The 14,586-nt window shown below is 60.0% G+C and carries 10 protein-coding genes; 4 read left to right on the top strand and 6 right to left on the bottom strand.

Features of this window, described 5'->3' with window-relative positions:
• Positions 1-109: 109 nt before the first annotated feature.
• A complete protein-coding gene (locus KBP52_RS08470) occupies positions 110-2,491 on the top strand; it encodes a diguanylate cyclase (protein WP_077571837.1) in 2,382 nt (793 codons plus the stop codon).
• A 118-nt stretch (positions 2,492-2,609) separates the two neighbouring features.
• On the opposite strand, the gene dacB is transcribed toward KBP52_RS08470, so the two are convergent.
• A complete protein-coding gene (gene dacB / locus KBP52_RS08465; protein WP_212622604.1) occupies positions 2,610-4,070 on the bottom strand; it encodes a D-alanyl-D-alanine carboxypeptidase/D-alanyl-D-alanine-endopeptidase in 1,461 nt (486 codons plus the stop codon).
• Between the two features lie 233 nt (positions 4,071-4,303).
• Between dacB and KBP52_RS08460 the strand changes: the two genes are divergently transcribed.
• Positions 4,304-4,648 (top strand): YggL family protein, encoded by a 345-nt coding sequence (locus tag KBP52_RS08460; protein ID WP_007916365.1) that lies wholly within the window; start codon positions 4,304-4,306, stop codon positions 4,646-4,648.
• Between the two features lie 353 nt (positions 4,649-5,001).
• Here the strand turns inward: KBP52_RS08460 and KBP52_RS08455 are convergent, their stop codons facing one another.
• Entirely contained in the window at positions 5,002-6,192 is a 1,191-nt protein-coding gene (locus KBP52_RS08455; protein WP_123592776.1) for a benzoate/H(+) symporter BenE family transporter, read from the bottom strand.
• A gap of 356 nt (positions 6,193-6,548) precedes the next feature.
• Between KBP52_RS08455 and KBP52_RS08450 the strand changes: the two genes are divergently transcribed.
• Positions 6,549-7,313: a GntR family transcriptional regulator gene (locus KBP52_RS08450; protein WP_007918375.1), complete on the top strand. Its 765-nt coding sequence runs from the start codon at positions 6,549-6,551 to the stop codon at positions 7,311-7,313.
• A gap of 182 nt (positions 7,314-7,495) precedes the next feature.
• On the opposite strand, the gene guaD is transcribed toward KBP52_RS08450, so the two are convergent.
• From guaD to xdhA, 4 genes are all read right to left on the bottom strand, one after another.
• On the bottom strand, positions 7,496-8,800 hold the full coding sequence (gene guaD, locus KBP52_RS08445) for a guanine deaminase (protein WP_212622603.1): 1,305 nt from the start codon (positions 8,798-8,800) through the stop codon (positions 7,496-7,498).
• Between the two features lie 13 nt (positions 8,801-8,813).
• Positions 8,814-9,671, bottom strand: coding sequence for a xanthine dehydrogenase accessory protein XdhC (gene xdhC / locus KBP52_RS08440; protein WP_077571842.1), 858 nt, complete (start codon positions 9,669-9,671; stop codon positions 8,814-8,816).
• Positions 9,672-9,789: 118 nt separating this feature from the next.
• Entirely contained in the window at positions 9,790-12,189 is a 2,400-nt protein-coding gene (gene xdhB, locus KBP52_RS08435; protein ID WP_212622602.1) for a xanthine dehydrogenase molybdopterin binding subunit, read from the bottom strand.
• Complete coding sequence (gene xdhA / locus KBP52_RS08430) at positions 12,182-13,636, bottom strand: xanthine dehydrogenase small subunit (protein WP_212622601.1); 1,455 nt, start codon at positions 13,634-13,636, stop codon at positions 12,182-12,184. The genes xdhB and xdhA overlap by 8 nt, the downstream gene beginning before the upstream one ends.
• Positions 13,637-13,926: 290 nt before the next feature.
• Between xdhA and KBP52_RS08425 the strand changes: the two genes are divergently transcribed.
• On the top strand, positions 13,927-14,586 hold the full coding sequence (locus KBP52_RS08425) for a GntR family transcriptional regulator (protein WP_038365421.1): 660 nt from the start codon (positions 13,927-13,929) through the stop codon (positions 14,584-14,586).

Here is a 14,586-nt window from a genome sequence, read left to right as displayed (position 1 = left end):
TAAAGGCTCCGTGGATCTGCCCGCGCTAGCTAAATTAGTGGCTAATAGCTATAACTCACACACGGTCAATGGGGTTTTCCCGTAAATGCTGGCGTAGTGAGTTGTCTTTATGTCGTTGCACCCCGTGCGCCCAAAGATTCTGGGTTTCATCAGCGAAGACGTCTCGGCCTGGCTGGTCGCGCTGCTGGTATTGCTCGCCGGCGGGATTCTCACGGGGCTGCTCGCCTGGGCCACCCTCAATCAGTTTCAGCAACAAACCCGTCAGCGTTTTCAACTGCTGGCCAACGAACGTTACAGTCGCATCGAAGAACGCTTTCAGGATCAGGAGCAACGCCTCGACGGCTTGCGCCGCTTCTTCGCCAACTCTGAATCGGTATCCCGCACCGAATTCGACGGTTACACCCAACCCTTATTGATGCGTACCCAGGCCTATTCGTTTGCCCTCAAGGTCAGCGGTGCCGAGCGCGCGGCATTCGAGCAGCGGGTGCGTGACGAAGGCGTGAGCAACTTTACCCTTCGAGAATTGAATGCCCAGGGCGAGCTGCAACTGGCTGGCGTGCGCGATGAATACGTGCCGGTGCTCTATAGCCAGACGCAAAGTCGGCTCGGCTCACCGTTGGGTTATGACCTGCTCGCGCAACCTTTGCGGCGCGATACCCTGCAACGTGCCGACAAGCTCGGCGGGCTGGCGGTGTCGCAACCCATGCATCTGGTCAGCATTGAGCCGTCCTATGCGCGCGGTGTGCTGCTCGTCGCGCCGGTGAGCCGCAATGGCGAGCGCCAATCGTTCGGCTACGTGATGGCGGTGATCAGCATGCGCCAGTTGCTGGCCGACGGTTTGCCGGATGCCTTCCATGACTATCTGTCGGTGCGCATTCTCGACATGTCGACCCATGATCAGCACGAGGTGTTGTTCGAATCGACCAATGAACCGGCGCCGAGCGACCTGTCGGCCACGCGGTTACTGCGCATGGCCGATCACGACTATCAGGTCGATATCCTGCCGAGCGACGCGTTCGTTCAGGCCAACCATTCGTCGGTCGGCAGTGTGATCATTCTGGGTGGCTTGCTCAGTCTGCTGCTCAGCGCCTTGCTCTACGTGTTGGTCAGTCAGCGTCAGCGTGCCTTGCTTATGGTGGAGCAGCGCACGCAGGAACTGCACGCCAGCGAACAGGAGCTGCGCGGCACCCACGGCCAGTTACGCGGCGTGCTGAATGCGGCGACGCAGGTGGCGATCATCGCCACCGACCTGCGCGGTGTGATCAACACGTTCAACCCCGGCGCCGAACAAATGCTCGGTTACAGCAGCGCCGATGTCGTCGGCCACATGACCCTGGAAAACCTGCACCTGCCCCGAGAGCTGGCGGCCCGTGCCGGCGAATTGAGTGCGCGCTACGGTAAAAGCATCCCGACCTGCCACGCGATGCTGGTCGAGGGCGGAGAAGTCGGCGGCCACGAGGCGCGCGAATGGACGCTGGTGCGCAGCGATGGCAGCCATATTCCGGTGAACATGCTGGCCACCCCGGTACTGGATGAGCAGGGTTTGTGGGTCGGGCATCTGGCGATCTGCATCGACATCACCGAGCGCAAGCGCGTGCACGAGGTGCTGGCGGCGCGCGACGTCTTGTTGAAAAAGCTCAGCGCGCACGTGCCCGGCGGCATCTATCAATTCAAGATGGAATTCGACGGGCGCTTCAGTGTGATCTACGCCAGCGACGGTATTCGCGAGATCTACGAGCTGGAGCCGGACGTGCTGTTGTTCAACGCCGAGGCGATCTTCACGCGCATTCATCCACAGGACGTTGTCCGCGTGCGCTCCTCAATTCGCGCCTCGGCCGACAGTCTCAGTCCGTGGCGCGAGGAGTATCGCGTGCAACTGCCCGAGCGCGGCCTGCGCTGGGTGCGCGGCGAGGCGACGCCGGAAGAACTGCCGGGCGGCGGTGTGCTGTGGCATGGCTATATCTCGGACATTTCTGACCTCAAGCGCGTGGAAGAAGAACTGCGCGCACTGTCGGTGACCGACTCGCTGACCGGCATTCACAACCGTCGCTATTTTCAGGAACGTCTGACCACGGAAATGGCCCGGGTCGAGCGCGGCGGCGGTGAGCTGTCGGTGATCATGCTCGACATCGACCATTTCAAACGCATCAACGATCAGTACGGCCACGCCGTCGGTGACCGGGTGCTGCAAGCGGTGTGCGAGCGGATTGGCCATCGTCTGCGGCGTACCGATGTGTTCTGCCGGTTGGGCGGTGAGGAGTTCATGGTGCTGTGCCCGGACATCGACGGCGAACATGCGTACATGCTGGCGGTTGAGTTGTGGCAGGGTTTGCGCAGTGCGCCGGTGGATGTAGTCGGCGTGGTCACGGCGAGTTTCGGGATCGCCAGTTGGCGACCGGGGGAGGGCGCGGATGCGCTGCTGTTGCGGGCGGATTCGGGTGTGTATATGGCAAAGCAGCGCGGGCGCGATCGCGTCGAACAGATGAGCTAGGGTCTTGCGCAAAACCTTGTAGGAGTGAGCCTGCTCGCGATTGCGGTATGTCAGTCACCTCGATGTATCGGGACCGACGCTATCGCGAGCAGGCTCACTCCTACAGGAGGCGCGGTGATCAGAGGACCGAAGCGGTCTGCGCCAGTTTCGGCTGCTTGTACAGATCCAGCAGCACCTGATCGAGCACCGACGATGCGCCAAACGGTGCCTTGTCGTTGAGGATCGCCACCACCGCCCAGGTATTGCCATTGATATCACGGCTGAAACCGGCAATCGCCCGCACAGTGTTCAAAGTACCTGTCTTGACGTGCGCCTCACCGCGCATCGCCGTGGTTTTCAGACGCTTGCGCATGGTGCCGTCGGTGCCGGCGATCGGCAGCGAGCTGATGTACTCGGCGGCATACGGGCTGTGCCAGGCGGCTTGCAGCATGCTCGCCATTTCACGGGCGCTGACCCGTTCAGCACGGGACAGGCCGGAGCCGTTCTCCATCACCAGGTGCGGTGCGGTAATGCCTTTCTTCGCCATCCACTGGCGCACCACACGTTGTGCGGCTTTCGCGTCATCACCGTCGGCATCGTTGCGGAATTTCTGCCCAAGACTCAGGAACAACTGCTGAGCCATGGTGTTGTTACTGTATTTGTTGATGTCGCGGATGATCTCCGCCAGATCCGGCGAGTAGGCACGCGCGAGCAGTTTGGCGTTGCTCGGCGTCGACGCCAGGCGATCCTTGCCCTGAATGCTGCCACCCAGTTCTTTCCAGATCGCGCGCACGGCGCCGGCGGTGTAGGTCGCGTGGTCGAGCAGCGACAGGTAAGTCTGCGAGCTGCAACCTTCGCCCAACTGGCCGGCCACGGTCACGGTCATGCTGCCATCGGGTTGCGCCACCGGGTTGTAGCGCACGCCGCCGGTGCATTGCTTGGAGGGCAGCGCTTTGACGGTGTTTTCGATGTGGATGCTGGCAATCGGCGGTTCGACCGAGATCAGCACGCGGCCACCGTCATTACGGGCAACAAAGCGCAGGGCCTTGAGGTTGACCAGCAGCGAATCCGGTTTGACCAGGAACGGTTTGTTCTCGTCATTGCCGTCATCGTTGAATTCCGGCAGTTGCGGTTGCACGAAGAAGTTGCGGTCGAGAATCAGGTCACCGGTGATCTGGGTCACGCCGTTGGCGCGCAGGTCGCGCATCAGCAGCCAGAGTTTTTCCATGTTCAGCTTCGGATCGCCGCCACCCTTGAGGTAGAGGTTGCCGTTGAGGATGCCGCCATTGAGGTCGCCGTCGGTGTAGAACTCGGTCTTCCACTGATGATTGGGGCCGAGCATTTCCAGCGCCGCGTAGGTAGTCACCAGTTTCATGGTCGAGGCCGGGTTAACCGAAACGTCGGCATTGAACACGGTCGGCGTGCCCGGGCCGTCGAGCGGCACCATCACCAGCGACAGGGCGTTGGGCTGCAATTTGCTCGCCTTGAGGGCTTTTTCAACGTTGGGGGTCAGGGAAGTATTGATGGTGGCAGCAGAAACAGGCAGCGCCAGGGGCAGAAGAAGGCCGGCGAGCAACAGTGGACGCAACGATTTGATCATATGAAATAAAACCCTACAGTCGAGGGGAAAATAACGAGGACATGGATGAAAAAGCCCTCAGCGGTCATGAAAGTGTCGGCATTATGCCCCAAGGTGTTACAGCTTGTGCCTTGTCCGGGCCGGCCAATACGTTATTTTTTTACAGGCGGTCGGCTTCACGGGCCAGAGATGCGGGCAATCGACGGCTTAAACTGGTAAAGTGCCGGCCGTTAATACTTATGAGGATTGTTCCAATGGCGACTAACCGTTCCCAGCGTCTGCGCAAAAAACTGTGCGTTGATGAATTTCAAGAGCTGGGTTTCGAACTGAACCTGGACTTCAAAGAAGACTTGTCCGAAGAAGCCATTGACGCTTTCCTCGAAGCCTTCATCAAAGAAGCCATGGAAGCCAATGGTCTGGGTTATGTTGGCGGCGACGACTTCGGTCTGGTTTGCCTGCAGAAGCGTGGCTCGGTCAACGAAGAGCAGCGTGCTGCCGTTGAAGCCTGGCTGAAAACCCGCTCCGAGCTGACCAAGTATGAAGTCAGCCCGTTGCTGGACGTTTGGTATCCGGAAAAGCCGATCAACGCGGCTAAGTGATACTGAAAAAAACGGCGACCTGAGGGTCGCCGTTTTTTTTCGTCTGGGGTTTGGGTGTTCGGTTTGGGATTTGTGGTGAGTCTGCCCCTCACCCCAGCCCTCTCCCCCTGGAGAGGGAGCCGATTTATGGGCTTTTCAAAATTCGAGTTCGACTCGGGATCTCGTCTTGGTTTAGCTCGCGCGTCCAACACGGTCAGTCCCCTCTCCCTCCGGGAGTGAGGGAGAGGGAGCCGACTTGTGTGCTTTTCAAAATTTGAGTTCAACTCGGTATCCCACGTCGGCGTATGTCTTCCAGACACCTCGGTCAGTCCCCTCTCCCTCGGGGAGAGGGCTAGGGTGAGGGGCTTTTGACCTTACGCTTTGCGCCAATTCAAAATCACCAACGTCAAAACCCCCGCAACAATCCCCCAAAACGCCGAACCAATGGAAAACAGCGTCAGCCCCGACGCTGTGACCATAAAGGTAATCAACGCCGCTTCCCGTTCCTTCACCTCAGTCATCGCAATGCTCAAACCATTGATGATCGAACCAAACAACGCCAACGCCGCAATCGACAGCACCAGTTCCTTTGGCAGCGCGGCAAACAACGCCGCCAACGTGGCGCCGAACACCCCGGCAATCCCGTAGAAAATCCCGCACCAGACCGCAGCGGTGTAGCGCTTGTTGCGATCTTCATGGGCATGCGGCCCGGTGCAAATCGCCGCGCTGATCGCTGCGAGGTTGATGCCGTGGGAGCCGAACGGCGCCAGCAACAGTGAAGCGATGCCGGTGGTGGTGATCAGCGGCGAGGCCGGGACGTTGTAGCCGTCGGCGCGCAGCACGGCGATGCCGGGCATGTTCTGCGAAGTCATCGCGACCACGAACAACGGAATGCCGATGCTGATGGTCGCGGCTAGAGAGAAGTGCGGCGTGGTCCACACCGGCGTCGCCACTTCCAGATGAAAGCCGCTGAAATCCAGCAATCCCATGAAGCCCGACAGCGCGGTGCCGATCAGCAGCGCCGCGAGCACGGCATAACGCGGCGACAGGCGTTTGACCAGCAGATAAGTGAAAAACATCCCCAGCACCAGCCCGGTGCGGTGCTGCGCGGCGACGAAGATTTCGCTGCCGATCTTGAACAGAATCCCTGCCAGCAATGCGGCCGCCAAAGAGGCCGGAATCTTTTTCACCAGCCGTTCGAAGCTGCCGGTCAGCCCGCAGATCGTCACCAGCACCGCGCAGGTGATGTAGGCGCCGATGGCCTCGCCATAGCTCACGCCGCCGAGGCTGGTGATCAGCAACGCTGCGCCGGGGGTCGACCAGGCGATGGTGATGGGCGTGCGATAACGCAGCGACAGGCCGATCGAACACACCGCCATGCCGATCGAAATCGCCCAGATCCACGAAGAAATCTGCCCGCTGGTCAGGCCCGCCGCTTGCCCGGCCTGGAACATCAGCACCAGGGAGCTGGTGTAGCCGGTCATCATCGCGATGAAACCGGCGACGATGGCCGAGGGCGAAGTGTCGGCCAGAGGGCGAAGTTGAGTGTGCGTGGCGTCGTTCATGACAACGGTGTTCCTTATACCAATGGAGATCCCCGCCATGACGCAAACCCTTGTAGGAGTGAGCCTGCTCGCGATTGCGGTGGGTCAGCCACAACATTGCCCAATGACACACCGCAATCGCGAGCAGGCTCACTCCTACAGGGAAATGTGCGTTGAAGGCGGATTCTGCGATCAAGCCTAAACTCAATCGTAACGGATCGTTGCAATACAGCCGAAGTCACAAACAGCCGTACAGTCGTGTTGCCACCTTTCATTGTGTACAATCGCGCTGTTTTTTACGCGATACTTGCCAGCGACCTACTGTGCCGTATTACAGTCACGGTCTATTCGCCGCAGTTCTCCCGACTCGAGTGCCCATGAACGAACAGTTGCAACCCCTCAAGAAACAACCGCGAGCAGGCAAAGCCGGCCGCAGCGGAACCCAGGACGATATTGTCTACGCGCATATTTTCGAGGCCATCCTCGAACAGCGTCTGGCGCCCGGCACAAAATTGAGCGAAGAAGCGCTGGGGGAAATCTTTGGGGTCAGCCGCACCATCATTCGCCGCGCGCTCTCGCGTCTGGCCCATGAAGGCGTCGTGCTGTTGCGGCCGAACCGTGGCGCCGTGGTCGCCAGCCCGAGTGTGGAAGAGGCGCGTCAGGTGTTTCTCGCCCGCCGTCTGGTCGAACGCGCGATCACCGAGCTGGCGGTGCAACACGCCACCGCCGAGCAAATCGCCGAGCTGCGCCAGATGGTCAACGATGAACGCGACAGCTTCTCCCGTGGCGATCGCGGCGCCGGTATTCGTCTGTCGGGCGAATTCCACCTGAAACTGGCGGAAGCGGCGATGAACGCACCGTTGATCAGCTTCCAGCGCAGTCTGGTTTCGCAGACATCGCTGATCATTGCCCAGTACGAAAGCGGCAACCGCTCGCATTGCTCGTATGACGAACACACCCAGTTGATCGACGCGATCGAGAAGCGCGACGGCGAGCTGGCGGTGAATTTGATGATGCATCACATGGATCACATCGACAGCAAGCTCAACCTCGACGAGGAAGGCGCGTCGGATGATCTGCATGCGGTGTTTTCGCATTTGTTGCAGACCAAGAAGCCTGGGCGCCCAGCGGCCAAGCTCTAAGTTAGACCGAGCTGGCCCCATCGCGAGCAGGCTCACTCCTACATTGGATCTTCAGTGGCCACAAAATGTGTGAACAACTAAGATCAACTGTAGGAGTGAGCCTGCTCGCGATAGCAATCTGACAGACAACAAAAATCCCCCAGGCTGAAAGGCGCTGGGGGATTTTTTTTCGACGATAAATTTTAGCGCTGATGCACCAAAGCCCCCGCCGCATACGTCTGCTGCACCGTGCGGTCATCGCCCAGCGTCATCAACACAAATAACGTCTCGGCAATGTTGTTGGCCTGCTTCAGGCGATAGCTCAGCAGCGGCGTAGCGTTGTAATCCAGCACCAGGAAGTCAGCGTCGGAACCCGGTTGCAGGTTACCGATCTTGTCCTCCAGACGCAGCGCTCGCGCACCGCCCAGTGTCGCCAGGTACAGCGACTTGAACGGACTCAGTCGCGCACCTTGCAACTGCATCACTTTGTACGCTTCGTTCAGCGTCTGCAGCAGCGAGAAACTGGTACCGCCACCGACGTCAGTGCCCAGACCGACATTGAGTTTGTGCTTCTCGGCCATCGGCAGGTTGAACAAGCCGCTACCCAAGAAGAAGTTGGAAGTCGGGCAGAAAGAGATCGCCGAACCGGTTTCTGCCAGACGCGCGCATTCGTCGTCGCACAGATGCACGCCGTGGGCGAATAGCGAGCGCTCGCCGAGCAGTTTGTAGTGATCGTAAACGTCGAGGTAGCCCTTGCGCTCCGGGAACAGCTCCTTGACCCACTCGATTTCCTTGAGGTTCTCGCTGATGTGGGTCTGCATGTACAGATCCGGATATTCGGTCAGCAGTTGCCCGGCGAGGGTCAGTTGCTCCGGGGTGCTGGTCGGCGCGAAACGCGGGGTGACTGCGTAGTGCAAGCGGCCCTTGCCATGCCAGCGCTCGATCAGCGCTTTGCTGTCGACGTAGCTGGATTCGGCGGTGTCGGTCAGATAATCCGGCGCGTTGCGGTCCATCATCACCTTGCCGGCGATCATGCGCAGGTCGAGCTTCTCGGCCGCTTCGAACAACGAGTTCACCGACTGCGGGTGCACGCTGCCGAACACCAGCGCGGTGGTGGTGCCGTTGCGCAGCAGTTCCTTGATGAAAATGTCAGCGACTTCGTCGGCGTGGGCCTTGTCGCCGAACTGGCTTTCGCACGGGAAGGTGTAGGTGTTGAGCCAGTCGAGCAGTTGCTCGCCGTAGGCACCGACCATGCCGGTTTGCGGAAAGTGAATGTGCGTGTCGATGAAGCCCGGGGTGATCAGCGCGTCTTTGTAGTGCTCGATTTCGATGTCCGCCGGCAGGGTCGGCAGCAAATCACTGGCGTGGCCGAGGGCGCTGATCTTGCCGCCATCGACCACCAGCAGGCCATCCTCGAAATATTCGTAGGAGGCTTCGATCCCGACTTCGGCGGGGTCGGCGATGCTGTGCAGGATGGCGGCGCGGTAGGCTTTGCGAGTCAGAGGCATGAGGGTTCTCTAATCAGTTTGAGGCTTTGAGTTTGGTCGCCTGACTGCGCCGCGAAACTGGCAGCAGTTTGGCAATCGGTTCGGCGCTGGCAGTTTGCTGGCCGAAGTTGGCGTTGTAGGTGGCGATGATTTCGCCGGCGATGGAGATGGCGATTTCCACAGGCAATTTGCCTTTGACTTCGCCGATGCCCATCGGGCAGCGCATGCGTTGCACGACGCCGCTGTCGAAACCGCGATCCCGCAGACGGTGTTCGAACTTCGCGCGTTTGGTCTTCGAACCGATCAGGCCGAAGTAGGCGAAGTCGTTGCGTTTGAGAATCGCGGCAGTGAGTTCAAGGTCGAGCTGATGGTTGTGGGTCATGACGATGCAGTAACTGCCGGCGGGCAGCTCATCGATTTCATCCACAGGCTCTTCGGCGACGATTTTACGCACGCCGTGGGGGATCTGTTCGGGGAATTCGGCATCACGCGAATCGATCCAGCGCACCCGGCAGGGCAGGCTGGCGAGCAGCGGCACCAAGGCGCGTCCAACGTGACCGGCGCCGAACACGGCGATCTGCGCCTGCACCTGGCCCATCGGTTCGAACAGCAACACGGTAGCGCCGCCGCAGCACTGGCCAAGGCTGGCGCCGAGGCTGAAGCGCTCCAGATGGGTGTCCTGCTTGCCGCTGGCGAGCATCTCGCGGGCAATCTGCATGGCTTTGTACTCCAGATGCCCGCCACCGATGGTGTCGAAACTCTGGTTGGCGCTGATGACCATTTTCGAGCCGGCGTTGCGTGGCGTCGAGCCGAGTTCTTCGATGATCGTCACCAGAACGCAGGGTTCACCCTGGTTCTGCAGGTCGGCGAGGGCGTCGATCCAGTTGTACATAGTTCACCCCTACAACATCGTTGTCTGTTCGGGCCTCTTCGCGAGCAGGCTCGCTCCCACAGGGGAATGCATTCCAAATGTGGGAGCGAGCCTGCTCGCGAATGGCCGCGCCTCGGTCCTACAGCGGAGCCAACTCGGTTTCAGCCGCAACCGCTTTCACAGTCTTGAGCTGACGCATCTGCTCGCAACCCCACAACACCCGCTCCGGTGTCGCCGGCGCATCGATCTGCGGCTGATGCTTGTAATCACCGAGGCTCGCCACCGCATCCTTGATCGCACACCACGAAGCAATCCCGAGCATGAACGGCGGTTCACCGACAGCCTTGGAGTGGAACACCGTGTCTTCCGGGTTCTTGCGGTTTTCCACCAACTTCACCCGCAGGTCGAGCGGCATGTCTGCCACCGCTGGGATCTTGTAGCTGGCCGGGCCGTTGGTCATCAGCTTGCCTTTGTTGTTCCAGACCAGCTCTTCCATGGTCAGCCAGCCCATGCCCTGGATGAAACCACCTTCGACCTGACCGATGTCGATGGACGGGTTCAGCGAGGCGCCGACGTCGTGAAGAATGTCGGTGCGCAGCATCTTGTACTCGCCGGTCAGGGTGTCGACGATCACTTCGCAGCACGCCGCGCCGAAGGCAAAGTAGTAGAACGGACGGCCACGCGCCTGGCTGCGGTCGTAGTAGATTTTCGGGGTCTTGTAGAACCCAGTGCTCGACAGCGACACCTGATTGAAATACGCCTGCTGGATCAGTGCTTCAAAGGTCAGGATGTGGTCGCGAACCCGCACGTGGCCGTTGTGGAATTCAACGTCTTCTTCAGTGACTTTGTAGTGCCGCGCAGCGAATTCGATCAGGCGTTTCTTGATGATTTCCGCCGCGTTCTGCGCCGCTTTACCGTTCAGGTCAGCGCCGCTGGACGCCGCTGTCGGCGAGGTGTTCGGCACCTTGTCGGTGTTGGTCGCGGTGATCTGCACGCGATCGATTTCGACCTGGAACACTTCGGCCACGACCTGCGCGACTTTGGTGTTCAGGCCTTGGCCCATTTCCGTGCCGCCGTGGTTCAGGTGGATGCTGCCGTCGGTGTAGATGTGGATCAGCGCACCGGCCTGGTTCAAGAAACTCGCGGTGAAGGAAATGCCGAATTTCACCGGGGTCAGCGCCAGGCCTTTTTTCAGGATCGGGCTGTTGGCGTTGTAGCGACGAATTGCTTCGCGGCGTTCGTGATACTGGCTGCTTTCTTCCAGTTCAGCGGTCATCTCTTCGAGCATGTTGTGCTCGACGGTCTGGTAGTAATGGGTGACGTTGCGCTCGGTCTTGCCGTAGTAGTTGGCCTTGCGTACTGCGAGCGGATCAAGCTGCAGGTGACGGGCAATCGCGTCCATCACTTCTTCGATCGCGACCATGCCTTGCGGGCCACCGAAACCACGGTAAGCGGTGTTCGACGCGGTGTTGGTCTTGCAGCGGTGACCGTTGATGGTCGCGTCGCCGAGGTAGTACGAGTTGTCCGAGTGGAACATCGCGCGGTCAACGATCGAGGCGGACAAGTCCGGCGAGCAGCCGCAGTTGCCGGCCAGGTCCATATTGATCCCGTGCAGACGCCCGGTGCTGTCGAAGCCGACGTCGTACTCGACGTAAAACGGGTGACGCTTGCCGGTCATCAGCATGTCTTCGACGCGCGGCAGGCGCATCTTGGTCGGCTGGCCGGTGAGGTGCGCGACCACCGCGCACAGGCACGCCGGACTGGCGGCTTGAGTTTCCTTGCCACCGAAACCACCGCCCATGCGGCGCATGTCGACGACGATTTTGTTCATCGACACGTCGAGCACTTCGGCGACCAGTTTTTGCACTTCGGTGGGGTTCTGCGTCGAGCAGTAAACGATCATGCCGCCGTCTTCAGTCGGCATTACCGAGGAGATTTGCGTCTCCAGATAGAAGTGTTCCTGGCCGCCGATGTGCAGCGTGCCTTGAATGCGGTGTTCAGCCGTGGCCAATGCACCGGCCGAATCACCACGTTGATGGGTGTGGCTGTCGAGCACGAAGTGGCGTTTGCGCAGCGCTTCAACCACGTCGAGCACAGGTTCGAGATCTTCGTATTCGATGATCGCCGCCATCGCGGCTTTGCGCGCGGTTTCCAGATCTTTCGCCGCGACGGCCAGCACCGGTTGACCGACGAACTGCACGTTATCGATGGCCAGCAGCGGGTCGCCCGGCATCAACGGGCCGATGTCTTTCAGGCCCGGCACGTCTTCGTGGGTGATGGCGATGCGCACGCCCTCGAAGGCGTAGCACGGTGACGTATCGATGCTGATGATTTTTGCGTGGGCGCGGTCCGACATGCGTGCGTACAGGTGCAGTTGGTTCGGAAATTCCAGGCGGTCGTCGATGTACTGCGCTTCACCGGACACGTGCTTGGCGGCGCTGTCGTGCTTGACGCTGCGGCCGACACCGGAGGTCAGATCCTTGGCGAACAATTCAGCCAGTTCAGCTTGAGTTTTCTCTACGCCGTGATGGTTAGACATAAGCGGTCACCCGAGTCTCGATGTGCGGTGTTTGCAGTTCGATGAAGTATTTGCGCAGCAGGTTCTGCGCGCTGAGCAGGCGATATTCCTTGCTGGCGCGGAAATCCGAGAGCGGGGTGAAATCTTCGGCCAGCGCGGCACAGGCGCGTTCGACCACGGCGTTATTGAACGGCGCACCGATCAGCGCGGCCTCGCAGTGGGCGGCGCGTTTCGGGATCGCGGCCATGCCGCCAAACGCCATGCGCGCATCGGTGATCACGCCGTTTTCCACGCGCAGGTTGAACGCGGCGCAAACGGCAGAGATGTCATCGTCCAGACGCTTGGAGACTTTGTAGGCGCGGAACAACTGCTCGGCAGTGGCGCGCGGCACGATGATCTTCTCGATGAATTCACTTTCCTGACGGGCAGTGACTTTGTAATCGATGAAGTAATCGTCGAGGTTCAGGGTGCGGCGGGTTTCGCCTTTGCACAGCACCACCTGCGCGCCGAGGGCGATCAGCAGCGGTGGCGAGTCACCAATCGGCGAGGCGTTGCCGATGTTGCCGCCGAGGGTGCCCTGGTTACGGATTTGCAACGAGGCGAAGCGGTGCAGCAGCTCGCCGAAGTCCGGGTACTCGGCATTCAATGCTTCGTAGCAGTCGGAGAGGGCGGTGGCGGCGCCGATTTCGATGCGGTCATCGAAGGTTTCGATGCGCTTCATTTCCGCGACGTTGCCGACGTAGATCATCACCGGCAGGGTGCGGTGAAACTGGGTGACTTCCAGCGCCAAGTCGGTGCCGCCAGCGAGCAGCCGTGCTTGTGGGTACGCGTCGTAGAGATCGGCCAGATCAGCGACGGTCAGCGGCACCAGGCAGCGTTTGTCGCCGCTATTGAGTTCGCCGATATCGGTCGGCGCGATGGCTTTCAGGCGCGCGATGGTGTCCGCTTCGCGGGCATCGAACTGATCCGATTGCTTGCCGCAGCACGATTGCTCGGCAGCCGCCAGAATAGGGCGGTAGCCGGTGCAGCGGCAGAGGTTACCGGCCAGTGCTTCGTGAGCCTTGGCCTGATCCGGTGCATCGCTATTCTTCTGCAGGGCGAACAGCGACATGACGAAACCGGGGGTGCAGAAGCCGCACTGCGAGCCATGGCACTCGACCATGGCTTTCTGCACGCTGTGCAGTTCTCCTTGGTGCTTGAGGTCTTCGACGCTGATCAATTGTTTGCCATGCAGCGACGAGACAAAGGTCAGGCACGAGTTGAGGCTGCGATAGCGAATGTGTTCGCGGCCAGCGTCATCCGTTTGCAACTCACCGACCACCACGGTGCAGGCGCCGCAGTCACCGCTGGCGCAACCTTCTTTGGTGCCCGATTTACCCACGTGTTCACGCAGGTAATTGAGCACAGTCAGATTCGGGTCCAGGGCGTGCTCGCTACGGAGTTCCTGGTTAAGTAAAAACTGGATCACGGAAGGCCTCGCAGACTCATTATTGTTGTTAACCGACTTGAGCCGAATTTAGCAGGTCTGACTTTTCGGTCAATGGTTTTCTGACTTAAAGGTCAGGAAAATCCATTTCGTCGATCAACAACGTGTCTATTCAGTATTGACCTTCATTGGTCAGCCTGGTTTTTTGTTTGGTTTTCTAAAGAAAACTGCGGGATTCGTGCCAAAAACCGCTGAGTGGGCACTCCGCCATGACCGTGCATTTGCGCTACACTGCGCCGCTTGTGCAGATCGATAGAGTTTGAAGGACAACCATGACGTTCAAGGCGCCGGACAGCCTCGCCGAGCAAATCGCTCACCACCTCGCCGAACGCATCATTCGTGGCGAAATGAAGCCGGGAGAGCGCATCCAGGAACAGAAGGTCACGCTGGCCCTCAATGTCAGCCGCGGTTCGGTCCGCGAAGCCTTGCTGATCCTCGAACGCCGTCACCTGATCGCGATCCTGCCGCGTCGTGGCGCGCATGTCACCGAGCTGACGCCGCACAAGGTGCAGAGCCTGTGCACGCTGATGAGCGAGCTGTACATTTTGCTCGGCAACTCGGTGGCCAATGGCTGGCAAGTGCAGTCGGACATGGCGCCGTTCGTGCAGATCCAGCAGCGCCTCACCGCCAGCTACGAGCGCCAGGATATCCGCAGCTTCGTCGACGACAGCTTCAGCGTGATGCGCGCCGCCTATCCGTTCGCCAATAACCCGTACCTGCAAGAGACGGTCGAGAATCTGCAGCCGGCGATGAGTCGTGCTTACTTCCTCGCCCTCGAACAGCGCAAGGCTTCAATGAGCGAGTTCCTCGAACTGTTCGAACGCCTGCTCGCCGCCGTGCTTGCCCGTGATTTGCCGCAGATCCGCATCGTGCTGACGGCTTACGCCCAGCGCAGCTGCGATCTGGTGGTTTCCGCCCTGACGGTTGCCTAA

This window comes from Pseudomonas sp. SCA2728.1_7 (assembly GCF_018138145.1).
In the GTDB taxonomy this organism is placed as follows: domain Bacteria; phylum Pseudomonadota; class Gammaproteobacteria; order Pseudomonadales; family Pseudomonadaceae; genus Aquipseudomonas; species Aquipseudomonas koreensis_A.
The sequence above is the reverse complement of the archived record's forward strand: the minus strand, read 5'-3'. Positions and strand labels throughout refer to the sequence as shown.